This window comes from Leclercia sp. CFBP8987 (genome assembly GCF_034044995.2).
Lineage (GTDB): Bacteria > Pseudomonadota > Gammaproteobacteria > Enterobacterales > Enterobacteriaceae > Enterobacter > Enterobacter tamurae.
Genome location: NZ_CM188255.1, coordinates 3,166,032 through 3,188,993, shown reverse-complemented (window position 1 = coordinate 3,188,993; position 22,962 = coordinate 3,166,032). Strand labels below are relative to the sequence as shown.

16 protein-coding genes are annotated in these 22,962 nt (G+C 59.3%); 3 read left to right on the top strand and 13 right to left on the bottom strand.

What is annotated here, in order from left to right; all coding sequences use genetic code 11:
* Nucleotides 1–51 precede the first annotated feature (51 nt).
* The 5 genes from SOM40_RS15470 to ycgZ form a co-directional block, all read right to left on the bottom strand.
* The gene (locus tag SOM40_RS15470; protein WP_106993522.1) at nucleotides 52–390 is read right to left on the bottom strand and encodes an anti-adapter protein iraM; all 339 of its coding nucleotides are present in this window, start codon (nucleotides 388–390) and stop codon (nucleotides 52–54) included.
* A 406-nt stretch (nucleotides 391–796) separates the two neighbouring features.
* Nucleotides 797–2,158: a prephenate-dependent tRNA uridine(34) hydroxylase TrhP gene (gene trhP, locus SOM40_RS15465; protein WP_320530302.1), complete on the bottom strand. Its 1,362-nt coding sequence runs from the start codon at nucleotides 2,156–2,158 to the stop codon at nucleotides 797–799.
* Between the two features lie 172 nt (nucleotides 2,159–2,330).
* Nucleotides 2,331–2,597: a biofilm development regulator YmgB/AriR family protein gene (locus SOM40_RS15460; RefSeq protein WP_320530415.1), complete on the bottom strand. Its 267-nt coding sequence runs from the start codon at nucleotides 2,595–2,597 to the stop codon at nucleotides 2,331–2,333.
* Between the two features lie 50 nt (nucleotides 2,598–2,647).
* A complete protein-coding gene (locus SOM40_RS15455; protein WP_106993520.1) occupies nucleotides 2,648–2,962 on the bottom strand; it encodes a hypothetical protein in 315 nt (104 codons plus the stop codon).
* Nucleotides 2,963–3,101: 139 nt separating this feature from the next.
* Nucleotides 3,102–3,341: a regulatory protein YcgZ gene (gene ycgZ, locus SOM40_RS15450; protein WP_106993519.1), complete on the bottom strand. Its 240-nt coding sequence runs from the start codon at nucleotides 3,339–3,341 to the stop codon at nucleotides 3,102–3,104.
* Nucleotides 3,342–3,645: 304 nt separating this feature from the next.
* On the opposite strand from ycgZ, the gene SOM40_RS15445 reads away from it, so the two are divergent.
* A complete protein-coding gene (locus SOM40_RS15445; RefSeq protein WP_166182955.1) occupies nucleotides 3,646–4,866 on the top strand; it encodes a diguanylate phosphodiesterase in 1,221 nt (406 codons plus the stop codon).
* Between the two features lie 114 nt (nucleotides 4,867–4,980).
* The gene (locus SOM40_RS15440) at nucleotides 4,981–5,724 is read left to right on the top strand and encodes a MerR family transcriptional regulator (protein ID WP_320530301.1); all 744 of its coding nucleotides are present in this window, start codon (nucleotides 4,981–4,983) and stop codon (nucleotides 5,722–5,724) included.
* A 39-nt stretch (nucleotides 5,725–5,763) separates the two neighbouring features.
* On the opposite strand, the gene baeR is transcribed toward SOM40_RS15440, so the two are convergent.
* The 7 genes from baeR to yegD all read right to left on the bottom strand — a co-directional run bounded on the left by baeR (nucleotide 5,764) and on the right by yegD (nucleotide 18,332).
* On the bottom strand, nucleotides 5,764–6,486 hold the full coding sequence (baeR, locus tag SOM40_RS15435; protein WP_106993516.1) for an envelope stress response regulator BaeR: 723 nt from the start codon (nucleotides 6,484–6,486) through the stop codon (nucleotides 5,764–5,766).
* Nucleotides 6,483–7,886, bottom strand: a complete 1,404-nt coding sequence (baeS, locus tag SOM40_RS15430) for an envelope stress sensor histidine kinase BaeS (protein ID WP_320530300.1) — start codon at nucleotides 7,884–7,886, stop codon at nucleotides 6,483–6,485. Before baeS ends, baeR begins: the two co-directional genes overlap by 4 nt.
* Complete coding sequence (locus SOM40_RS15425; RefSeq protein ID WP_166182953.1) at nucleotides 7,883–9,298, bottom strand: MFS transporter; 1,416 nt, start codon at nucleotides 9,296–9,298, stop codon at nucleotides 7,883–7,885. Before SOM40_RS15425 ends, baeS begins: the two co-directional genes overlap by 4 nt.
* Nucleotides 9,298–12,375, bottom strand: a complete 3,078-nt coding sequence (mdtC, locus tag SOM40_RS15420) for a multidrug efflux RND transporter permease subunit MdtC (protein WP_106993513.1) — start codon at nucleotides 12,373–12,375, stop codon at nucleotides 9,298–9,300. The genes SOM40_RS15425 and mdtC overlap by 1 nt, the downstream gene beginning before the upstream one ends.
* On the bottom strand, nucleotides 12,376–15,501 hold the full coding sequence (locus tag SOM40_RS15415) for an MdtB/MuxB family multidrug efflux RND transporter permease subunit (RefSeq protein ID WP_225758437.1): 3,126 nt from the start codon (nucleotides 15,499–15,501) through the stop codon (nucleotides 12,376–12,378). It abuts the gene before it with no gap.
* Entirely contained in the window at nucleotides 15,501–16,733 is a 1,233-nt protein-coding gene (locus SOM40_RS15410; RefSeq protein ID WP_320530299.1) for an MdtA/MuxA family multidrug efflux RND transporter periplasmic adaptor subunit, read from the bottom strand. The genes SOM40_RS15415 and SOM40_RS15410 overlap by 1 nt, the downstream gene beginning before the upstream one ends.
* A gap of 246 nt (nucleotides 16,734–16,979) precedes the next feature.
* Entirely contained in the window at nucleotides 16,980–18,332 is a 1,353-nt protein-coding gene (gene yegD, locus SOM40_RS15405; RefSeq protein WP_262673423.1) for a molecular chaperone, read from the bottom strand.
* A gap of 133 nt (nucleotides 18,333–18,465) precedes the next feature.
* On the opposite strand from yegD, the gene alkA reads away from it, so the two are divergent.
* Nucleotides 18,466–19,332 (top strand): DNA-3-methyladenine glycosylase 2, encoded by an 867-nt coding sequence (gene alkA, locus SOM40_RS15400; RefSeq protein ID WP_320530298.1) that lies wholly within the window; start codon nucleotides 18,466–18,468, stop codon nucleotides 19,330–19,332.
* Here alkA and SOM40_RS15395 read toward each other — a convergent pair.
* Complete coding sequence (locus SOM40_RS15395) at nucleotides 19,303–22,632, bottom strand: diguanylate cyclase (protein ID WP_320530297.1); 3,330 nt, start codon at nucleotides 22,630–22,632, stop codon at nucleotides 19,303–19,305. The two genes, alkA and SOM40_RS15395, sit on opposite strands and share 30 nt — an antisense overlap.
* Nucleotides 22,633–22,962: the final 330 nt, after the last annotated feature.

Below are 22,962 nucleotides of genomic sequence, written 5' to 3'. Positions count from 1 at the left end.
TAAAAATTAAATGAGTGGCGAGGCGAAACGTGCGCCACTCGGACCGGGCTTTTATGAGGCGATGGCGCCATACGGGCATAACGCGAACACGCAGTCCTGGCGATGTTCACAGCGGGTGAGCAAATTGCCATGGTTGCCGGGACAGCCTGAATTCGCCAGTAATGATGACCAAAAGGAGGGGTTATAGGAAAAAGTTCGCATGATGTGGAGCTTTCTGAGTCTGCCATCAATGGCAATACCGAAGGGGCCGGTAACGAGAACTGAACCAATGCTGATAAAATAGTCGCCTTTATACCAGATGATTAGCCTGAGATTTTTAACCGTAAGAACATGTATAAATATTGTTCCGGTACGCGGGCATACCATCCTGTTTTCAACCACCCAGTACATATATTTCTCCTTATCCTTAAGTGAAATTTCATTCATAAAGAGAATAGCATCGCCCAGGCTGTTGATAATCCTGTATTTGATAAATTGATAAATCCTGGGGTTTCTGGTTGTAAATATAACTTAATTTACGTTACAGCCATTTTCGAAGGGGGTGAAATACCACCATGGGAGCAGGTGACGCCCTATAAGGGAGATTAAAAAACAGGCTAAGAAAATAAGGCGGGGGTTTTTTAGGCAAAAAAATTAGCCTGCGTAAGGGAGATTACTCAGGCTAAGGAGGTGGTTCCTGGTACAGCTAGCATTTATGGGTTATGTTTTTCAGCGTCATGGATAATACCCGTATCAAACGCAGCGGTATGTGATCGAATTCTAAGAATCATCTCATACCAGAAAATAACCCCTAAAATCACCCGACGTGCGGATTACGGGTATTTTCTCCGGTGAAATTACGCATCAGCAGGGCATAATCCAGGGAAATATCTTCCGGCACCGGCAGCCAGACGGTATGGCCGTCTCCCGGCGCGACCGATACCGCTTCACCTTTCCCGTTCTCCATATGTTCGAGGGTGAAGTTGACGTTGCCTTGCGGGGTCATCAACTCCAGGCTGTTACCCACGAGGAATTTGTTTTTCACCGCCACGGCTGCGAGAGGGCCTTTGCGCTCGCCGGTGAACTCACCGACAAACTGCTGGCGCTCGGAAAGCGAGTGACCGTAGTCGTAGTTCTGGTAGTCATCGTGGGTATGTCGACGCAGGAAGCCTTCGGTATAGCCGCGGTGCGCCAGCCCTTCCAGGGTTTCCAGCAGGGTCGGGTCGAAGGGTTTGCCCGCCGCCGCGTCGTCGATCGCCTTGCGATAGACCTGGGCGGTACGCGCGCAGTAGTAATAGGATTTGGTGCGGCCTTCAATCTTTAGCGAGTGCACGCCCATCTGGGTCAGGCGCTCAACGTGGGCGATAGCGCGCAGATCTTTCGAGTTCATGATGTAGGTACCGTGCTCATCTTCGAACGCGGTCATGTACTCGCCCGGGCGCTGGGCCTCTTCAATCATAAACACGCTGTCGGTCGGCGCCCCGATGCCCAGCGTCGGCTCAATGGTCTGCACCGGGATCGGCTCGTGCTTGTGCACGATGTTACCGACATCATCCTGCTTCCCTTCCTGGACCTTGTATTCCCAGCGGCAGGCGTTGGTACAGGTGCCCTGGTTCGGGTCACGCTTGTTGATATAACCCGAGAGCAGGCATCGGCCAGAGTAGGCCATGCACAGCGCACCGTGGACGAAAATCTCCAGCTCCATTTCGGGAACCTGGCTGCGGATCTCTTCGATCTCTTCCAGAGACAGCTCGCGGGAGAGGATCACGCGGGTCAGCCCCATCTGCTGCCAGAATTTCACCGTCGCCCAGTTAACGGCATTGGCCTGCACCGAGAGGTGAATATCCATCTCCGGGAAGTTCTCCCGCACCTGCATGATTAAACCCGGGTCCGACATGATCAGCGCATCCGGCCCCATCTCCACCACCGGCTTCAGGTCGCGGATAAAGGTTTTCAGCTTGGCGTTATGCGGCGCGATGTTCACCACCACGTAGAATTTTTTCCCCTGCGCGTGGGCTTCGTTGATGCCGAGCTGCAGATTCTCGTGGTTGAATTCATTATTACGCACGCGCAGCGAGTAACGCGGTTGGCCCGCATAGACGGCATCGGCGCCATAGGCGAAAGCGTAACGCATATTTTTCAGCGTTCCCGCCGGGGAGAGGAGTTCCGGTTTAAACATGTTTGTTCTCGTTCTGATGACAGGTCAGATGCGCACACCAGGTGGGCGCCGGGAGGAGATCCCATACTTTAAGGGCGGGCATTGTAACGCTGCGGGGCGGGGAGGTAAATCCTTCAGATAACAAAACGCCGACGGCAGGACAGTACCGTCGGCGTTTCATTCACCGGGGCGATTAGAGATCGTCCTGGGTATGATCGACAATAATTTCCAGCGTTTTACGGATGATATCCGCTCTGACAACGTCGCGTGTGGACTCAATCTTCTGGATCAAGCGTAAAATAATCGCTTTGTTGGTCAGCGGTTCCTTCGCTTCCACAATCGCGCCCACAACGGATTCCAGCAGCGCCCACTCTTCGGCTAACAAACCACCGGCGCTACGGAAATAGTTGGATAACGCAGCATTAGGCAGTTGGTCATAAAAGTCTGATTTCTGGAGCATAGCCTGACTCATAGTGTCGCACCGGTTAGGTTAATAAATGAATAATACAGTCAGTGTTTTTTGCTGTCGGCTTGCTGTCTGGTGCCAAACAGGGGATACACATTGCTGTTGTTTCGACCATCCGTGTCCCATTCCTGCTGTTCATTCATCGGCTTGCGTTGCGCGCCGCCCTTACCATCGTTGGATATTTCCAGGATGATTTGGGAAAGCACATTCCGACGCTGGCCGTCTCGCTCTGTCGATAACATCTGTTGCAACCTTTGCAGCAAAAGCTTCATGCTGATGGGGCCGTTATCCTTAAGCAGAGAAAGAGTGGCTTCGCCAATAAGTTCATCAGTAAGTCGTTCATGGTCACTTCTGTTCATAACTACGTCTCTGTTGCCACACCTACCTGTAAGAGGAATTGCGGCATTAAGTCAGTCTGTGGCGACAGTATAAAAAAACTGTCCCGAAGAAAAAACTGACTTGAAAACAATTCAATTAGCGGCTGTGGGCGTACGTCTCTTAACGATCAAACAGCAGGCCAATCAGCGTCTGGTAACGGCTCTCCTCTTCCTGATCCGTTGCCTGTTCCATCCGGTAAAGCAGTCGGGTGCAGATGGATTTTCGGTTGAGGATTTTCCCTTCCCGAAGGAGCTCCACGACGATTTGTCCCAGCGTTTCCTGCTGGGAAGGCTGGTTTGCTTTATTAAAATACTGGGTAATGGCATTGGCTGTATTCGGTGCAAACCCGTTCTCGCGCATATGTCACTCCTGAAATCCGCAGAGCTAAAAAATGGTTAATGTCTTGTTAACTGAGGAATACTGTACAGGCTAATTGTACAACTTAACAAATATATTTTGATCATTACGTGCTAAACAATAAATATCAATATGTTAACCGTAATAAAATTGGCAAAATAGAAAGAAAATATTGTACATTTTCGGTGATTTTTACCGTTATTTCCGTAACAGGAAAAGGGCGACGCCAGCCCCGGATGGGTTAACAAGACGTAACGCCAACCATCTGATACCGTGGACTTTCATTCACCTCCTCTATTGGAAACATATGCTCACTACCATCATTTACCGTAGTCACTACCGTGACCACGTACCGGTTACTGTGCTGGAAGACATGGTTGTTGCAGCAAACAAAAAGAACAGCGAAGCCGGGGTCAGCGGCATTCTTCTGTTCAACGGCAAGCTCTTTTTTCAGCTGCTGGAAGGGCCCGAGGAGAGCGTAAGAGCCATTTACCGCGCCATATGTGAAGACCCGCGCCACCACAACGTGGTGGAGCTGCTGTGCGATTATTCTCCCTCACGGCGCTTCGGCAAGTGCGGTATGGAACTCTTTGATTTACGTCGATACGATCCCGAAGAGGTCCTGCAAAACGTACTGGATAAAGGCACAACCAAGTACCAGCTGACCTATAACGACAGGTCGCTGCAGTTCTTCAGAACCTTCGTCGAGGAGAGTGAAAAAGAGAACTACTTTGAGCTGCCGTCAGGGGAGCAGTGGGACTTTATTGCCGACAATGACGCCCCCAGCGTTCGCTCCCTGACGCGGCGCTACAGCGAGGTGTGCAACTTTGCCTTCCAGCCGATTATCGATCCGCTGGCGCGGGAAATTGTCTCGCTGGAAGCCCTGATCCGCACCCCGGAAGGGGCCCTGTCCCGGAACTGGTTCGAGGGGTATGTGGGGGATGAACTCTACGAAGCCGATCTGAAAAGTAAGAGCGTTGCGTTTGCGATGGCCAGCGCCCTGGGGCTGGGAGATCAGAGCCTCTCTGTAAACCTGCTCCCGATGACGCTGGTCAACGTGCCCAATGCGGTCAGCTATCTGATTCAGGAGATAGAGGCCAACGGGCTGGTGCCTGAGCAGATCGTGGTGGAGTTTACGGAGAACGAAGTCATCTCCCGTCTCGACGAGTTCACCGGTGCGGTGCGTGAGTTAAAGGCCGCCGGAATCGGCGTGACTATTGATCATTTCGGCGGCGGTTTTGCCGGGCTGCTGCTGCTGGCGCAGTTCCAGCCAGACCGGATTAAGATTAACCGTGACCTGATCCGCGACGTGCACAAGAGCGGCCCACGCCAGGCTATCGTGCTGGCCATCATCAAATGTTGTACAGCTTTGGAAATACTGATCTCAGTGGTCGGTGTTGAGCAGCCGGAAGAGTGGATGTGGCTCGAATCCGCCGGGATTTCTCACTTCCAGGGACACCTGTTTGCCCACCCTCAACTGGCCGGCATCCCGCCTGTGTCATGGCCTGAGCCGCGCGACACCTTCTGAAACTGATACTCATCGGGCAGTGATACAATTCTGTTGTACAATATAACAAGTTGTACACCCCGGTGAGATTCGTTACCTTGGGTAACGAATATATCGGTCAGGAAGGGAGAATCGATGGCCTTTTACAGTATTGGCGATGTGGCTGAACGCTGCGGCATAAACCCCGTTACCCTGCGCGCATGGCAGCGCCGGTACGGGTTGCTCAAGCCTCAGCGCAGCGAAGGCGGGCATCGACAATTTGATGACGACGACATCCTGCGCATTGAAGAGATCAAGCGCTGGATTGAGCGTGGCGTGCCGGTTGGCAAGGTCAAAGCGCTGCTTGATCAAGGAAAAGCGCCTGAGCCCGGCGACTGGTCTGCGCTGCAGGAAGAGATGATTGGTACGTTACGTCAGGTTAACCCGACCAAACTGCGTGCGAAAATGGCGGCCTTCATTGCGCTCCATCCGGTGGATACCCTGATTGACAACGTCTTTGAGCCCCTGCGCAATACCCTGAGCCTCGATCGTGATACTGCACGCGCCATGCGCAGTCTGCTGGATGGCATTCTGATTGAGTATGCCGTATCAAGCCTCACTGCCTCGCGTGTTAAAGCGGGCAGGGATGCATTACTGATTGGGTGGGGAATTGAGGATCGTACCGGTCTGTGGCTGGAGGGCTGGCGTTTATCTCAGCAAGGCTGGCGCATTGATGTCTTTGCCGAACCCCTTGATTTACCCCATCCGGAGTTCTTCCCCGGGCAACAAATTCTGGTCTGGACGGGCCGGGTGATTTCTCCGGAACAGCTTCAGCAGCTGGACCACTGGCAAAAGCAGGGCTATGCCATCAGGGCATACGGCGCGGCGAACGCGGCCTGATCGGCTTACCCGCCGCAGCGGGTAATGTTTTTCCTCTTACTATCCCATACGGCACGCATCCGCTTCCCAGCGATACCCCACACCATATACCGCCCGAATAAACGACTGATCCGCGTCGAGGGATTCCAGCTTGCGACGCAGGTTTTTGATATGGCTGTCGATGGTACGGTCGGTCACCACCCGGTAGTCATCATACAGATGGTTCAGCAGCTGCTCGCGGGAGAAGACCTTGCCCGGCTCGTGGGAGAGGGTTTTCAGCAGACGGAACTCAGCAGGGGTGAGATCCAGCAGCTTGCTGCGCCAGCTGGCCTGGAAACGGCTTTCGTCGATGATCAACGGACTTTCGGCATCCAGCGCCTGCAATTCACGCTGCGGTTTGCAGCGGCGCAGAATGGTTTTCACCCGGGCGACCACTTCGCGCGGGCTGTAGGGTTTGCAGATGTAATCATCGGCGCCGATCTCCAGCCCCAGCAGGCGGTCGATCTCTTCGATTTTGGCGGTCACCATCACGATCGGCACTTCAGAGAAGCGGCGGATCTCGCGGCACAGGGTCAGGCCGTCGGTGCCGGGCAACATCAGATCGAGCAGGATCAGATCCGGCGGGGTGTGGCGCACATACGGCAGAACCTGATCGCCGTGGCTGATAAGCGACGGGGCATAACTTGCCGCCCGCAGATAGTCGATTAATAACTGCCCAAGCTTAGGCTCATCCTCCACGATCAGGATGCGGGGTGTGTTTTCGTCAATGGGTAACTCAGTCATACTTCTCTCGATAAATCGCGTTCCAGCGGTAGCTCTACTGTAATGCTAACCCCGCCAAAAGGCGAATGGGCGGCGCGGATGGTGCCCCCGTGGGCCTCAACGATGTTGACGCAGATCGCCAGCCCCAGGCCGGAGCCGCCGCTGGCACGGTTGCGGGAGCCTTCGGTGCGATAAAAACGTTCAAACAGCCTGTTGAGCTGCTCGTCAGAGACGCCGGGCGCGGTGTCGGCAAAGGTCAGCGCAAAGCGGTGATCTTCGCATTTGCCGGAAATACGTAGCATGCCCCCGGGGTCGGTATAGCGCAGGCAGTTTTCCAGCAGGTTGTTGAAGAGCTGCATCAGCCGGTCGCGATCGCCAAACACCACCGCGTTCTCCGGCAGCGACAGCTCGATGCGCAGGTCGCGGCTGGCAAAACGTTCGCGGAAGACGCCGCTGGCCATTTCCAGAATGTTAATCACATCCACCGGCGCTTTCTGATAGGCCAGCGCCCCCTCGTCGGACATCGACAGCTGATGCAGGTCGTCCACCAGCTTGGTCAGCGTGCCGACTTCCGCCTGCAATGAGGTGACGGATTCAGGGGTGAACTGGCGCACGCCATCCTGAATCGCCTCCAGCTCGCCGCGCAGCACCGCCAGCGGGGTGCGCAGCTCGTGGGAGATATCGGCCATAAAATCCCGCCGCATCTGCTGGTTCTTCTCCAGGGTACTGGCGAGCTGGTTAAAGTCCTGCGCCAGCTTGCCCAGTTCGTCCTGGCTGCGGGTATCCACCCGGGTGGTGAAATCCCCCGCCGCCAGTTGATGCGTGCCTTCCACCAGCCGTTTTACCGGGGCTAAGAGTCCACGCGCCAGCGGGAAGGTCGCCAGGGCCGCCAGCAGGGTGGAGAGGGCGACAATCAGCCAGCTGGTCTGGCGCTGCTGCCGGTCAAAGTTGATGTCGGTATTGCGCGTCAGCCGCTCCACCGGAGAGGCGATCACCCAGCCGACGGCAGCGCCGTTCACCGTAATGGCCCGTTTCGTGCCGTCCGGCGGCACCGGGGCGCGCGGGCCGACCAGCACCCGCATCTCCTGGTCGATCACCCAGAACTGGGTCCGCCAGCCGTGGGGAGGCATGCCGGGGCCGGGGCGATCGTCGTCGGTGTCGTGCTCCAGCGAGCGCAGGATCTGGAAAACAAACCGATCATTGTTGCGTAAAAAACGCCAGTTGCCGTGCAGGGCGTACTGCTCGGCCAGGGCATCGCTTAACCCCTGTAGCCGCTGCTCGTTACCGTGTTTGATGTAGTCGATAAAGCCGCGCTCAAAGCTGACCCGCACCGCCCAGTGCATGGTAATCAGCAATACGATGCAGGTGGCAAAGATGGCCAGAAACAGCTTGCCGGTAATGCCGGGCCGCCAGAACTTCATGGTTCACTCCTTTTGCGCCGCCTGAGGACGACATTCTTGCTGGTATCATCCGGGACCCGGGCGAAAACAATGGCCGGCAGGGCGATAATCACCGCCATGCTCAGGTAGGTGTAGAGGAATACCTGATGGACGACGGGGCTGTCGGCGGTCAGGTGGTGCTGGCCGTACATGCCCAGCAGCAGCCCGGCGATGGTCACCCCGACGCTCATCGATAGCTGCATAATCATCGACAGCAGGCTGTTGCCGCTGCTCGCCTGCTCATCGGGCAGATCTTTCAGGGTCAGGGTGTTCATGGAGGAGAAGCGGATGGAGTTGATCATCCCCTGGCAGAACAGCACCAGCGGCAGGACGTAGTACCAGCCCAGCAGCGCCACGGCCATAAACAGCAGGCTCACCAGCGCCAGCCCGAGGGTGGAGGCCACCAGCACCCGGCGATAGCCGAGCGCGTTCACCACCTGGACCACAATGCGCTTCATCCCCATGCTGCCGAGCACCATCGGGATCATCATCAGCCCGGCGTGAAACGGCGAAAAGCCGAGGCCAATCTGCAAAAAGACCGGGGTCATAAACGGCAGCATCCCGCTGCCGATGCGCCCGACAAAGCTGCCGAGCAGCCCCAGCCGGTAGGTGGTATTACGAAACAGGCTCAGGCTGAACAGGGCGCGATCGTTATCCCGGGCATGCCACAGATACCAGAGAATGGAGATCACCCCGATAGCGACCAGTCCAGCCAGTGACAGGGTGGAGATCCCCAGCCCTTTCTGCCCGTCCAGCGCCAGGGTGAGGGTCGCCATGCCCGCCGCCAGCAGGAAGAAACCCACCAGATCGAAGCGCCGGGTCTGCATTTTGTAGTTCGGCATCAGCCAGAGGGTGGCGATCGCCCCGATAATGCCCACCGGCAGGTTAATCAGGAAGATCCAGTGCCAGGAGGCATACTCCACCAGCATTCCGCCGAGGGCCGGGCCGAGCAGCGGCCCCACCTGGCCGGGCAGGGTGACGAAGGTCATCGCCGCCATATACTGCGCGCGCGGGACGATCTTCATCACCGTCAGCCTGCCGACCGGAACCATCATCGCCCCGCCAACACCCTGCAACACCCGGGCCATCACCAGCCCGTTCAGCGTCTCCGCCCGGGCGCAGAACAGCGATCCGGCGGTAAACAGCACGATGGCGGTAAAGAAGACATTGCGCACCCCGACCTTGTCCGCCAGCCAGCCGCTGGCGGGCAGCATTACCGCCACCGTCAGCACATAGGCGACGATCACCATGTGCATATGCAGCGGGCTCTCCCCCAGGCTTTGCGCCATTGAGGGGAGGGCGGTGTTAACGATGGTCGTATCCAGGGCCTGCATAAAAAAGCCGAAGGCGACAATCCATAGCTGCCAGCGAACGTTGGCGGGGAGATCAGTCATTAGCCGGTTACCGTCTCTTTCTGTTTACGTGAAAAACGCACCCGTAAGCGATCAAAGAACAGATAGACCACCGGGGTGGTGTACAGGGTCAGCAGCTGGCTCATCACCAGCCCGCCGACAATGGTGATCCCCAGCGGCTGACGCAGCTCCGCGCCGTCACCCGCGGAGATCACCAACGGCAGGGCGCCAAACAGCGCCGCCAGGGTAGTCATCATGATCGGGCGAAAACGCAGCAGGCAGGCCTGGAAGATCGCCTCCTGCGGGGTCATGTTGCCGTTGCGCTGCGCCTCCAGCGCAAAGTCGACCATCATGATGGCATTTTTCTTCACGATCCCGATTAACAGCATAATGCCAATCAGAGCAATCAGGCTGAACGGCGCGCCAAACAGCTCCAGCGCCAGCAGCGCCCCCACCCCCGCCGAGGGGAGGGTGGAGAGAATGGTCAGCGGATGGACGTAGCTCTCATACAGCACCCCGAGCACGATATAGACCGTGGCAATCGCCGCCAGAATCAGGATCACCTGCGAGTTCATGGTCTCCTGGAATACCTGAGCGGTACCGGCAAAGCTGCCGCGCACCGTTGACGGCACCCCGAGCTGGGTCATGGCGCGATTAATGGCCTCGCTGGCTTCCGACAGGGATTTGCCGGTCGGCAGGTTAAACGACACCGTTGACGCCGCCGACAGCCCCTGATGATTCACCGACAGCGGCGCGTTCGAAGGCTGCCAGCGAGCGAAGTACGACAGCGGGATCGCCTTGCCGTCGTTATTAATCACAAACATCTTATCCAGGGCACTGATGTCCTGGGTGTAGCGCGGATCGACCTCCATCACCACCTTGTACTGGTTCATCGGCTGATAGATGGTGGAGATCTGCCGCTGGCCGAAGGCGTTGTTCAGCAGGCTGTTGGCGGCACTGACATCGATGCCCAGCCGGGACATGGTTTCGCGATCGTAGGTCAGGGCCATCTCCGCGCCGTTGTCCTGCTGATCGGAGTTAACGTCCGCCAGCTCCGGCAGGGCCGCCAGCGCCTTACGAATTTTCGGCTCCCACTCCCGCAAGGCGGCGAGATCGTCCGACAGCAGGGTGTACTGGTAGCTGGCGTTCGACTGACGCCCGCCGACGCGGATATCCTGCACCGCCACCAGGAACATGTTCGCCCCCGGCTCTTTGGCGAGTTTCACCCTGAGGCGGTCGATCACCTGCTGGGCGGTTTCGTTGCGCTCGTCGCGCGCCTTGAGGGTGATAAACATCATCCCGCTGTTGACCCTTGAGCCGCCGGTAAAGCCGGTGACGTTATCCACGGCCGGATCTTCGCGGATGATCTTCATGAAATCCTGCAGCTTGCCGCGCATCGCCTGGAAGGAGATGCTCTGGTCGGCCTGAATGCCGCCCATCAGCACCCCAGTGTCCTGCTCCGGGAAGAAGGTTTTTGGGATGGTGATGTACATCCAGACGTTGAGCGCGATGGTGCCGATCAGCACCAGCCCGACGATCCGGGTATGGTTCAGCACCCACTTCAGCGATTTGCCATAGCTTTCCTGCAGCGCCATCAGCATCCGGCCAAAGCCTTTTTTGCGCGGCTGCGACTGGGGTGGGCTGCGCTTAAGCATCCAGCCGCACATCATCGGCGTCAGGGTTAAGGAGACTAACAGCGAAATGCCGATCGCCACCGACAGCGTCACCGCAAATTCCCGCAGCAGACGCCCCGGCAGACCGTCCATCAGCAGCAGGGGCAGGAACACCGCCACCAGCGACAGACTCATGGAGAGCACCGTAAAGCCCACTTCCCGGCTGCCCTGCAACGCCGCCTGGAGCGGTTTCATCCCCGCTTCGAGGTGGCGGGAGATGTTCTCCAGCACCACGATGGCGTCATCCACCACAAAGCCGGTGGCGATGGTCAGGGCCATCAGCGACAGGTTGTTGAGGCTGAATCCGCACAGGTACATGGCGGCAAAGGTGCCGATCAGCGATACCGGCACCGCCACCGCCGGGATCAGCGTTGCGCGTCCGGAGCGCAGGAACAGGAACACCACCAGGATCACCAGCGCTACCGAGATGATCAGCGACTGCTCCACCTCCTCCAGCGAGGCGCGGATGGTGGGGGAGCGGTCCTGGGCAATCTGCAGGTCGATGGCCGCCGGAATGGTCTCCTGCAGCTCCGGCAGACGGGCGCGGATGCTGTTCACCGTCTCAATAATGTTGGCTTCCGGCAGCTTGCGGATCATCAGCAAAATCGCCGGTTTGGCGTTGGTCATCCCGGCGTTGCGCACGTCCTGCACCGAGTCGGTGACGCTCGCCACGTCGCTTAAGCGCACCGCCGCGCCGTTGTTGTAGTGGATGATTAAGGGCTGATATTCCGCGGCGGTTTTCAGCTCGTCGTTGGTCTGGATCTGCCAGCGGTGGCTGGCGTCCTCCACTGAACCCTGAGGTCTGCGCACGTTGGCGTTGCTGATGGCGCTGCGCACGTCATCCAGCGACACGCCCTGGTTAAACAGCGCCTGCGGATTCAGCCCCACGCGCACCGCGGGCAGGGAGCTGCCGCCAACGTCGACATCGCCCACGCCGTCGATCTGGGCGATGGTCTGCGCCAGCTGGGTGGAGGCGAAATCGTACAGCTGCCCCTGGGAGTAAGTATCCGAGGTCAGGGTCAGGATCATGATTGGCGAGTCAGACGGGTTAGCTTTGCGGTAGGTCGGCCGGCTCGGCATCCCGCTCGGGAGCAGGCTTTGCGCGGCGTTAATCGCCGCCTGCACGTCCCGCGCCGCGCCGTTGATGTCGCGGTTAAAATTGAACTCGAGGATAATGCGCGTGCTGCCAAGGGAGCTGCTGGAGGTCATCTCGTTGACCCCGGCAATGCGCCCGAGGGAGCGCTCCAGCGGCGTCGCCACCGACGAGGCCATGGTCTCCGGCGAAGCACCGGGCAGCGAGGCGCTGACCATGATCACCGGGAAATCCACCTGCGGCAGCGGGGCCACCGGCAGCAGCCGGAAGCCGAGCACGCCGCAGAGGGTGATGGCGAGTGAGATTAAAATCGTCGCCACCGGGCGGTAAATGAAGAGGGCGAAAAACTTCACTTACGCCTCCTCTTCGTCACGTTTCGGGAAGCGGCTTTTGGTCCACAGCGCTAACCGGTCAAACAGCAGGTAGATCACCGGGGTGGTGAACAGGGTCAACACCTGGCTCACCAGCAGACCGCCCACCATGCCGATGCCTAACGGACGGCGCAACTCGGCCCCGACCCCGGTGCTGAGCATCAGCGGCAGGGCACCGAGCAGCGCCGCGAGGGTGGTCATCAGGATCGGACGGAAACGCAGCAGGCAGGCCTGATAGATCGCCTCCCGCGGCGGCATGCCCTGCTCGCGCTCGGCGGCGAGGGCAAAGTCGATCATCATGATGGCGTTCTTCTTGACGATGCCGATCAGCAGGATGATGCCGATGATCGCAATCACGTCCAGCTCGCTGCCCGCTAACATCAGCGCCAGCAGGGCCCCCACGCCTGCGGTCGGCAGGGTCGAGAGAATGGTGATCGGGTGGATAAAGCTCTCATACAGCACCCCCAGCACGATGTACATCGCCACCACCGCGGCAACGATCAGCCAGATGGTGCTCCCGAGCGCCGCCTGGAAGGCGAGGGTGCTGCCCTGGAATTTGGTCTGGATGTCGGTCGGGAAGCTGAGGTTTTTCTCCGCGTCGGTGATGGCCTGCACCGCTTCGCCCAGCGAGTAATCGTCCGGGACGTTAAACGAGATGGTGGTGGACGGGAACTGATCCAGATGGTTCACCGCCAGCGGGGTATAGCGCTCCTCCACTTTGGCGATGGCGCTGAGCGGCACAATCCCGCCGCTGCTGCTGGTCAGGCGCACCGAATCGAGCGCCGCCAGGCCTGGCGTCTGTTGGGTATCGTGCTCCAGCACCACCCGGTACTGGTTGGCCTGGGTGTAGATGGTGGAGATCAGGCGCTGGCCAAAGGCGTTGTACAGCGCGTTATCCACGTCCGCCATGGAGATCCCCAGGCGGCTGGCGCTGTCGCGGTCGACGTTGATGTATGCCGCGAGGCCTTTGTCCTGCCAGTCGCTGCTGACGTCGGAGAGCTGCGGCAGCTGCTGTAGCTCATCCACCAGCTGCGGCACCCAGGTGCTGAGGGCCTCGAGGCTGGTGGCCTGCAGGGTGAACTGATACTGGGTGCGGCTCACCGTGGTGTCGATGGTCAGATCCTGGGTCGGCTGCAGGTACAGCTCCACGCCCGGGACTTTTGCCACTGCACTTTGCAGGCGGTCGATCACCGTGTTAACCCGGTCGTCACGATCGTCCAGCGGCTTGAGGTTGATCTGCAGGCGGGCGCTGTTGAGCGACGGGTTGGTGCCGTCGACCCCGACGAAGGCGGTCAGGCTCTCCACCGCCGGATCTTTCATGATCGCTTCCGAGACCGCCTGCTGGCGCTGGGCCATGCTGGCGAACGACACCGACTGCGGCGCCTGGAGGGTGCCCTGAATAATGCCGTTATCCTGGATCGGGAAGAAGCCTTTCGGGATCATCACCCACAGCAGCACGCTCAGGGCCAGGGTGCCGAGCGCCACGCCGAGGGTCGCCCACGGGTGGTTGAGCACTTTTGCCAGCATGCGGCCATAGGCGGCAATAATGCGCTCGAACATCCGCTCTGAGGCGCGGGAGAAGCGGTTCTGCTTGCGCAGGGATTCATGGCTCAGCATGCGGGCACACATCATTGGCGTCAGGGTCAGGGAGACCACCGCCGAAATGAGGATCGCCACCGCCAGGGTTACGGCAAACTCGCGGAACAGGCGGCCGACGATATCGCCCATAAACAGCAGCGGGATCAGCACCGCAATCAGTGAGAAGGTGAGGGAGATAATGGTGAAACCGATCTCACCGGCCCCTTTCAGCGCCGCCGCCAGCGGTTTCTCGCCTTTTTCGATATAGCGGGAGATGTTCTCGATCACCACGATGGCGTCATCCACCACGAAGCCGGTGGCGATAGTCAGAGCCATCAGGGTCAGGTTGTTAATCGAGAAATCGAGGAACACCATCACCGCGAAGGTGCCCACCAGCGACAGTGGCACCGCCACGGCGGGAATAATGGTCGCCGGAACGTTGCGCAGGAACAGGTAGATGATCATCACCACCAGCGCAATCGCCAGCATCAGCTCAAACTGGGTGTCGCTGACCGAGGCGCGGATGTTGGTGGTGCGGTCCGACAGCACCTTGACGCTGACGGATTTCGGCAGGCTGTCGATAAGCGTTGGCAGCATGGCGCGGATGCTGTCGGCGGTATCGATGATATTCGCCCCCGGCTGGCGCTGGACATTCATCACGATCGCCTGCTGCTTGTTGGCCCACGCCCCGAGCCAGCTGTTTTCTGCCCCTTGCTCAACGGTGGCGACATCCCCTAAGCGGATCGCGGCCCCGTTCTGGTACGCGACAATCAGCTGACGATACTCATCCGCGGACTGCATCTGATCGTTGGCAGAGAGCGTCACCGCCCGGGTCGGGCCATCGAGGGAGCCTTTCGCCGAGTTGACGTTGGCGTTGCTGATGGCGGTGCGGATCGTTTCGCTGGTCAGGCCGAGAGAGGCGATCGCCTGGGCGTTCAGCTTCACGCGAACCGCCGGGCGCTGGCCGCCGGAGAGGGTCACCAGCCCGACGCCGGAGACCTGGGAGATCTTCTGCGCCACCCGGGTTTCCACCATGTCTTCGACCTGGGTCATCGGCATGGCGGAGGAGGTGACGGCGAGGGTCATGATCGGCGGATCCGCCGGATTGACCTTGCTGTAGACCGGCGGGTTAGGCAGGTCGGAGGGCAGCAGGTTGGTGGCGGCGTTGATCGCGGCCTGCACCTCCTGCTCGGCAACATCCAGCGACAGGCTGAGCTGGAACTGTAATGTCACCACTGACGCACCGCCGGAACTCTGGGAAGACATCTGCTTCAGGCCCGACATCTGGCCAAACTGGCGCTCCAGCGGGGCGGTAATGGCCGAGGTCACTACGTCCGGGCTGGCGCCAGGATAAAGCGTCACCACCTGAATGGTGGGGTAATCCACTTCCGGCAGGGCAGAGACCGGCAGGAAGCGGTAGCCGATGATCCCCGCCAGCAGGATCGCCACCATCAGCAGGGTGGTGGCAACAGGGCGCAGGATAAACAGACGTGACGGCCCGCCTGTAGCGCTCGGAGGCATCACCTGCATCAGGCGTTCTCTCCCTGTTTTTTATGGTCGCGTTTAGCAGGTGCGGCAGGGGTGTCGGCGTGGGCTTCCACCACTTCCACTTTTGCCCCTTCGGTCAGACGGTCGATGCCGTCGGTCACCACGCGGTCGCCTGCCGACAGTCCGGCGGCAATCACCACGCTCTGGCTGTCCTGAATGCCCGGTTTCACCAGGTGTTTGCTGACTTTGTTGTCGCTGTTCAGCACCCAGACGAAGTTGCCTTCGTTACCCATCTGCAGCGCCGCGGTGGGGATCACCACCGCATTCTCTTCGGTGGCCACCAGCATCCGGGCGTTAACAAACTGGTTCGGGAACAGGGCGTCGTCCTGATTGTTGAAGCGCGCTTTCAGCTTGATGGTGCCGGTGGTGGTGTCGATCTGGTTGTCGAGGCTCAGCAGGGTGCCGTCGCTCAGCTTCTGCTTGTTGGCGCGATCCCAGGCTTCCACGGTTAAGCTCTGCCCGGCTTTTTGCGCCTGGATCACGGTGGCGATATCGCTCTCCGGCAGGGTAAACACCAGGTCGATAGGGTGAGTCTGAGTGAGCACCACGATCCCGGTGGTATCGCCGCTGGAGATCTGGTTGCCGATATCCACCTGTTTTAAACCCACGCGCCCGTCGATAGGGGCGGTGATGCGGCTCCAGTCGAGCTGGAGCTGCGCGCTGGCCACGGCGGCTTGATCCGCTTTGATGGTGCCGAGGCTTTCGCTCACCAGCGCCTGCTGGGCATCAAGCTCCTGGCGGGAGACGAGGTTGGTTTTCACCAGCTGTTGATAGCGGGCCAGATCGCGGCGGGCATTGGCGAGGGTGGCGGTGTCTTTCGCCAGCTGTCCCTGGGCCTGAGCCAGCGCGACCTTGAACTGGCTGGGATCGACTTCTGCCAGCAGATCGCCCGCTTTCACCTGCTGCCCTTCCTGGAAGTGGAGGGCGATCAGCTGTCCGTCGACGCGGCTGCGCACGGTAACGGTGTTGGCGGCAGTGATGGTCCCGAGCCCGGAGAGATAGCGCGGCACGGATTTACTGACCGCGGTCGCGGCCTGCACCGGCGCCAGAGGACCGCTGCGCATCCCGTGGCGTCCACCGCCTGCCGGGCGCTGCGCCTGGCTTGACGCACCAGCAGGGGCCGAAGAGTGTTGATGCCAGTACCACGCGGCGGCAAGGGCCACCACAATGATGCCAGCGGCGATTACCCAGCGGGATTTATTGCGGCCTTTCATCGTTATACGTACTCATCCTGAAACTGTGCGGAAAATAATACTAGTTTAGTGAGGCAATGGAGCAGAAAAATGGAGGAAATATGGAAGACTGTCTGGAATTGTCTGAATGGAGGTGAAAGCAAAACGGCAACGCGAGTTGTCGTTTTTAGTGTTTTCTCCCTCTCCCTGTGGGAGAGGGCGGGGTGAGGGCAACAGGCCGCACCAGTTGTAGGCCGGGCAAGCGCAGCGCCGCCCGGCATTTCCACCTTAGCTGAAAACGACCTGCGCCCAACGGGCCAGCCCGGCGGTGACGGAGCCAAAATCATCGCCCCCGGCAATCGGGATACCCGGCAACTGCTGCGCCAGCGCTTTTTTGATCAGCGGTGAACGGGCGCTACCGCCGGTGAGATAGATCACGTCCGGCTTTTCGTTGCCGTTATCCAGCGCCAGCTGCACCTGTTCCAGAATGCGCTGTAACGGCTGCGCCAGCGCCGCTTCCAGCCCCTGCTGGCTGATGGCGGTCGCCAGCTCATCGCTGATGAACGGCAGCGTTACGGCATGCTCTGCGGCCTCCGAGAGCGCAATTTTGCTCTCTTCCGCGCTGCGCACGACGCGATAGCTCAGACGCTGACGCCACACTTTATGCAGCAGCGCCACTTTGTCGCCGTCCTGGGCGTCGCGCACCAGATCGTTAAGAAAACGTCCATTGGCGACGCTGTAAAAATCACTCTGGGCAGGCACATCGTTAATCGCCACGGCGTTCCACCACGGCAGGATCGGCAGGGCGGTGCCTTTTTCGGTCTGGCCGCCCATACCGAGCAGCGGCATCAGGCTCCGGAAGGCGAGGGCGATATCCAGGTCGTTACCGCCGATACGGCAGCCGCTGTGCCCCAGCAGGCTGGTTTCGCGATCCCGGCGCTGGTGCCATTGTGGGCCCATCAGCAGCAGCGAACAGTCGGTGGTCCCGCCGCCGATATCGACGACCAGCACCCGTTTTTCACCGCTCAGGGTCGCTTCAAAATCGAGACCAGCAGCAACCGGCTCGTACTGGAACACCACGTCGCGGAACCCGGCACGTTGGGCGGCACGCTCGAGGATCCCCTGCGCCTGCTGGTTAGCCTCATCACCGCCCAGCCCCTGGAAGTTGATCGGACGGCCAATCACCGCCTGGGTGATCTCCTCCGTCAGTTGGGACTGCGCCTGCTGGCGAATATGCAGCATCATGGCGCAGACCAGATCTTCAAACAGCGCCACCTGCTGCGGCTTCAGGCCGCTGGCACCGAGGAAGGATTTCGGTGACTTAACGAAGTACACCTCCTCCGGGTCCTCAATATAGTGACCCAGCGACGACAGACCAAACTGCACGCTACCCGGGGTGACATCGATATCTTCGTCGCGGTTAAAGTTGACCGCGCGGCGCAGCAGCGCCTGGGTTTCCGTGCCGGTGGCCGGAACCTGGTGATGGCGGTACAGCCACTCGCTCACCGCCTCGCGTGTCGGTGCGCAGAGCATCGACGGCAGCAGCGTGCTGTTATTTTCCATTTTCAGCAGCTGCGGCTGCCCGTTTTGCATTACTGCTACAGAGCAGTTGGCGGTGCCATAGTCAAATCCGATAAACACGTCAGCGTCCCCATGCCATTGAGAAGGGGCGAGACTTTAGCGAAATGTCAGGCTGGCGACAACAGGAATATGAAAGCAAGGCGCAACCCGCCATCTCCGTTTATGCTGAGACAGGACAACAAAAGGAGCGACGATGTTTATCCTCACCTGGCAGCCGCCCTATGACTGGCAATGGATGTTGAAATTTCTTGGCGATCGTGCGGTGGCCGGGATTGAAATCGTGACCGCCACTGACTACACCCGCAGCTTTGCCTGCCGGGGCCATCGGGGGCTGATACAGGTTACGCCGCAGCCGCAGGCGGGCACGCTGGAGGTGGTGCTCAGCGACGGGCTGTTGCCGATTGCCGATCTCTGTCTGGAACGCATCACCCGCCTGTTCGATCTGCACTGCGATCCGCAGCAGATCGCCGCTACCCTCGGCACCCTCGGGGCCGCACGCCCCGGCCTGCGCCTGCCGGGTTCGATGGATACCTGGGAGCAGGGGGTGCGCGCCATCCTCGGGCAGCTGGTCAGCGTGGCGATGGCGGCGAAGCTGACCGCGAAGCTGGTGGCGCTGACGGGCGACCTCCTGCCGGAAGCGCCGGGCTATCGCTGCTTCCCGGAACCTGCCGCGGTGGCAGGGGCCGATCCGCTGGCGCTGAAGGCGCTGGGTATGCCGCTGAAGCGTGCGGAAGCGCTGATCCATCTGGCGCAGTCGGTAGTGGCGGGGGATTTTCCGGCGGAGGCACCGGAGGATATCGCCAGCGCGATAAAAGCGCTGCAGACCCGGCCGGGGATTGGCCGCTGGACGGCGAACTACTTTGCCCTGCGCGGCTGGCAGGCAAAAGATGTCTTTCTGGCGGATGACTATCTGATTAAGCAGCGTTTTGCCGGGATGACCCCGGCGCAAATCCGCCGCTATGCCGAACGCTGGCAGCCGTGGCGCTCGTACGCCCTGCTGCACATCTGGTACACCGACGGCTGGACGCCGTCAGTTGATGCCGAAATAACTGGTATTTAGCAGCAGTTCCAGCGGCTGCGGCTCACCGATGGTGTTGCCGAAGATATAGTCGATACCAATGCCGGAGAGGGTGTCCATCATGATCGGCTGGTTGCTCGGCCCGGCAATGGTCTTGATGCCCAGGCGCTGGGCATGGCCCTGAATAATGGTCACCAGCATCTCATCCATCAGATTACCGTGGACGTTAACCACCAGCTCCGGATCGAGGAGCAGGTAATCGGCCATTTGCGCGCTCAGGTGGTTGAACACCTCCATATCGCGACCAACATGGCTCAGGATAATGCGGCATCCGGCCTGGCGTAGTTTATCCAGATTGTTGCGGGAGTGCTCATCCTCCAGCGTCAGCACGCTGACGTGCACCACCAGATGCAGCAGACGCGGCTGCAGCGGACTGGCGCTCAGCATCTCCAGCAGCTCATCCACCAGCGTGGCGCTGGCAAGACCGGCCATCGACAGCGGCAGGGCGACCCCGGTGCCTTTGCTGGTCAGTGGCGTGGCGAAATTGCGGAAAAACTCCTGCAGGATCCGTCTGTCGAGGGCGTGAATTAACTCAGGCTCCGCCAGTCCGGCCCGGAAGGCCTGCTCTTCCAGCATCTCGCCGTCGTTGGTCCACAGACGCAGGGCCAGCATCCAGAAGGTGCTGCTCTCGGGAACCCGCGGTGAGGCGACGCTGCGGGCGATCATCAGCAGATGATTGTCTTTGATCATATGCCACTGCTCGTCGAGGGAGATGGTGCCCGGCGCGTTGTGCATCCGTTCCTGCTGCGGTTCATACACCGTCACCACGCCGCGACCGTTATTTTTCGAGGAGTAGCAGGCGATATCGGCCTGCGACATCACCTCAGAGGCCTGATTGTTGCGCTCGTCGATCTGGGTGATCCCGGCGCTGGCACCGATCCGGTGCAGGCGGCCCTCCCACATAAAGTGATACTCGTTGATGGCGTCAATGATGCGACCCGCTATGTAGCGCGCGCTTTCGGTATTGCAGTCCGGCAGCAGCAGGCCGAACTCATCCCCGCCGAGGCGCGCCAGCATGTCGGTGGAGCGCAGCATGCTGAGCATCAGCGACGACAGCTCCCGCAGCAGGGCATCCCCCGCCGCGTGGCCAGCCGTGTCGTTGACCGCCTTAAAGCGGTCCAGATCGATAAACACCAGCGCGTGACGCTGACGGGTCTCCTGCACGGTATGTAACATCCGCTTGAGATAGGATTCGAAGCTGACGCGGTTCGCCAGGTGGGTGAGGGCATCGTGCGAGGCGTTGTAGCTCAGCTCGCGCAGCATTTTGCGCGACTCGGTGACGTCCTGAATGACCAGCACCGAGCCGATATTCTGCCCGTCGAGGGTGCTGAGCGAGGTGATACTGTAATGGATATCGTAACTGCCGCCGTTGCGGCTGTGCAGCACCACGTCCTGTTCGATGTCGGTCCGGGACATATCCCCGCTGTGAATGTTCTCCATCAGCGGGCCGTTATCCCCGAAGGTAATATGCAGCACCGAGAGGATCGGTTGCCCCAGCGCATCCTGCTGCAGCCAGCCGCTCATCTTCTCCGCCACCGGGTTCATAAAGGTGACATTCATATTCACGTCGGTACAGAGCACCGCTTCACCGATGGAGTCGAGGGTAATATGCAGACGCTCTTTTTCCTGGAACAGCGCCTCATTCAACTCCTTGACCTCGGTCATGTCCATGTTGATGCCGAGCAGACGTTCCACTTCACCCTGTTTATTCAGCACCCGGTTTGCCAGGGCGCGGATATGGCGAATACCGTCTTTCACCCGGATACGGAACTCCAGCTTGAACGGGATACGGGCCGCCAGCGCATCGCGCACCACCTGTTCTGCCTGGGCGCGATCTTCCGGCAGCATGCACTCGTGCCACAGCTGCCAGGTGGGTTTAACGTGGGCCGGGACTTCGTACAGCTCGAACATACGCTTGTCCCAGCTGATGACGTTAGGTTTGACGTCCCACTCCCAGATGCCGATCCCGCCCGCTTCGTTGGCCAGGGTAATACGCTCCATCAGGCGCTTATTGACCCATTCGGTATGCTTAAGATCGTTAATGTCTTCGATCTGGGCGATAAAGTAGAGCGGCGTGCCGTCGGCGTGACGCACCAGCGACACCGCCAGTAGCGCCCAGACCACCTCCCCATTACGGGTGTAGTAACGTTTCTCCAGCGAGTAGCTGTTGATTTCGCCCTTTAACAGCTGGTCCAGCTGCTCCAGGTCGCTTTCCAGATCTTCCGGCCAGGTTAACTGCTGGAAGTTAAGGGCGCGCAGCTCTGACTGGCTGTAGCCGAGGAACTGACACAGGGCTTTATTGGCCTGCAGCCACTGGCCGTCGGTGCTGACCAGCGCCATGCCGATGACGGAATACTCCATCGCATTGCGGAAGCGTTCTTCGCTCTCGGTAATGTGCTTGCGCTCTGCGCGGAACGCATACATCACCATGGTCATGACGTTGGCGGGCAGCAGCATCATCAGGAACGGCAGCCAGGGGGCGTTGATCATCACGCTGGCATTTTGCGTCACCAGCGAGGTGGGATTTTTGGCGATCATCAACGACACCATCATCACCGTGACGAGGAACACCAGGAAGGCTTCCAGGCGCGGGAGACGCACGGCGCTCCACATCAGCAGAACAATAATGGCCGTAAACGGCCACGGCAGAAACTGCAGGGCGATCCAACTCAGGATCAGCGTCACCACCATGGTCAGCAGCGTTTCGAACAGCAGGCGCGGATTGCGGTGACGCAGAAGATAGTGCGGTTTGAACAGCAGGCCTAACGGCACCAGCGCCAGCGAGCCGATGGACTCCGACAGCACCCAGACCAGAAAACTGCGCACGGGCTCGTCATTTGGTACCAGCAGATAAATCAGCACTCCGCCCAGCAGGGGAGGGATCACGGCGCTTCCGATGGCCAGACGGATCCAGTCTCCGAGGTTCTGCAGAGGATTGTAGCTGGGGAGCAGTTTACGCAGCAGCAGGGCCCCGACGAAGGCCTCTGCGATGTTGATGCCGGCGAACCACAGGTTGAGCGACTCCCAGGAGAAGATCAGCCCGGAGGCACAGATATTACCGAGGGTGCAGGCGAGGGCGATCCCGGGCCACATCTTCCCGGCGTGACGATAAAACGCCACCATCATAATGGCGGTCGGGAACCATAAAGGTGCCAGAAATGTTCCGAAACGCGTTAGTTCAAGCGAGAAAAGAGTGAAGATGAAGGTAACCAGACCAAGACTGACAAGCCGTAGTAAAGGATGTGGCGTAGTTACCAAAACGCGCTGGTATTTTTTATTCATTACCGCTTTATCCGAAGACGCCATGCCGCCAGGAGCCAACTCCGGACGAATTCATTTCTAATTTGAATCATGCTAGTACAAACAATTTACAATTAATATGGTAGGCGCTCATAATTTGACATCACAGAGTTATTAAATACTTATCCTGCAAAGATTTCATCCTGGGTGCTGAAAAAGTGAGCGGGAAAATTTATGGCAGGGACGATCCGCCTGGACTTTGAACCCGTCTCGCATAACATTTCTATTCGACTGGTATCAGGCCCGTGAAATCCCTATAATTGCCGCGTTTGACGCTCAGGCGTCGTCCTTCCTTACATCCAGGTTACTCAA

What these genes read in the sequence shown, in the direction of transcription:
- SOM40_RS15415 (WP_225758437.1), bottom strand. Translation starts at nt 15,501, where the DNA reads ATGCAGGTGATGCCTCCGAGCGCTACAGGCGGGCCGTCACGTCTGTTT.
- baeS (WP_320530300.1), bottom strand. Translation starts at nt 7,886, where the DNA reads ATGAAGTTCTGGCGGCCCGGCATTACCGGCAAGCTGTTTCTGGCCATC.
- SOM40_RS15425 (WP_166182953.1), bottom strand. Translation starts at nt 9,298, where the DNA reads ATGACTGATCTCCCCGCCAACGTTCGCTGGCAGCTATGGATTGTCGCC.
- SOM40_RS15395 (WP_320530297.1), bottom strand. Translation starts at nt 22,632, where the DNA reads ATGAATAAAAAATACCAGCGCGTTTTGGTAACTACGCCACATCCTTTA.
- trhP (WP_320530302.1), bottom strand. Translation starts at nt 2,158, where the DNA reads ATGTTTAAACCGGAACTCCTCTCCCCGGCGGGAACGCTGAAAAATATG.
- ycgZ (WP_106993519.1), bottom strand. Translation starts at nt 3,341, where the DNA reads ATGCGCGAGAACGGGTTTGCACCGAATACAGCCAATGCCATTACCCAG.
- SOM40_RS15470 (WP_106993522.1), bottom strand. Translation starts at nt 390, where the DNA reads ATGTACTGGGTGGTTGAAAACAGGATGGTATGCCCGCGTACCGGAACA.
- SOM40_RS15445 (WP_166182955.1), top strand. Translation starts at nt 3,646, where the DNA reads ATGCTCACTACCATCATTTACCGTAGTCACTACCGTGACCACGTACCG.
- SOM40_RS15440 (WP_320530301.1), top strand. Translation starts at nt 4,981, where the DNA reads ATGGCCTTTTACAGTATTGGCGATGTGGCTGAACGCTGCGGCATAAAC.
- SOM40_RS15410 (WP_320530299.1), bottom strand. Translation starts at nt 16,733, where the DNA reads ATGAAAGGCCGCAATAAATCCCGCTGGGTAATCGCCGCTGGCATCATT.
- SOM40_RS15455 (WP_106993520.1), bottom strand. Translation starts at nt 2,962, where the DNA reads ATGAACAGAAGTGACCATGAACGACTTACTGATGAACTTATTGGCGAA.
- alkA (WP_320530298.1), top strand. Translation starts at nt 18,466, where the DNA reads ATGTTTATCCTCACCTGGCAGCCGCCCTATGACTGGCAATGGATGTTG.
- baeR (WP_106993516.1), bottom strand. Translation starts at nt 6,486, where the DNA reads ATGACTGAGTTACCCATTGACGAAAACACACCCCGCATCCTGATCGTG.
- SOM40_RS15460 (WP_320530415.1), bottom strand. Translation starts at nt 2,597, where the DNA reads ATGCTCCAGAAATCAGACTTTTATGACCAACTGCCTAATGCTGCGTTA.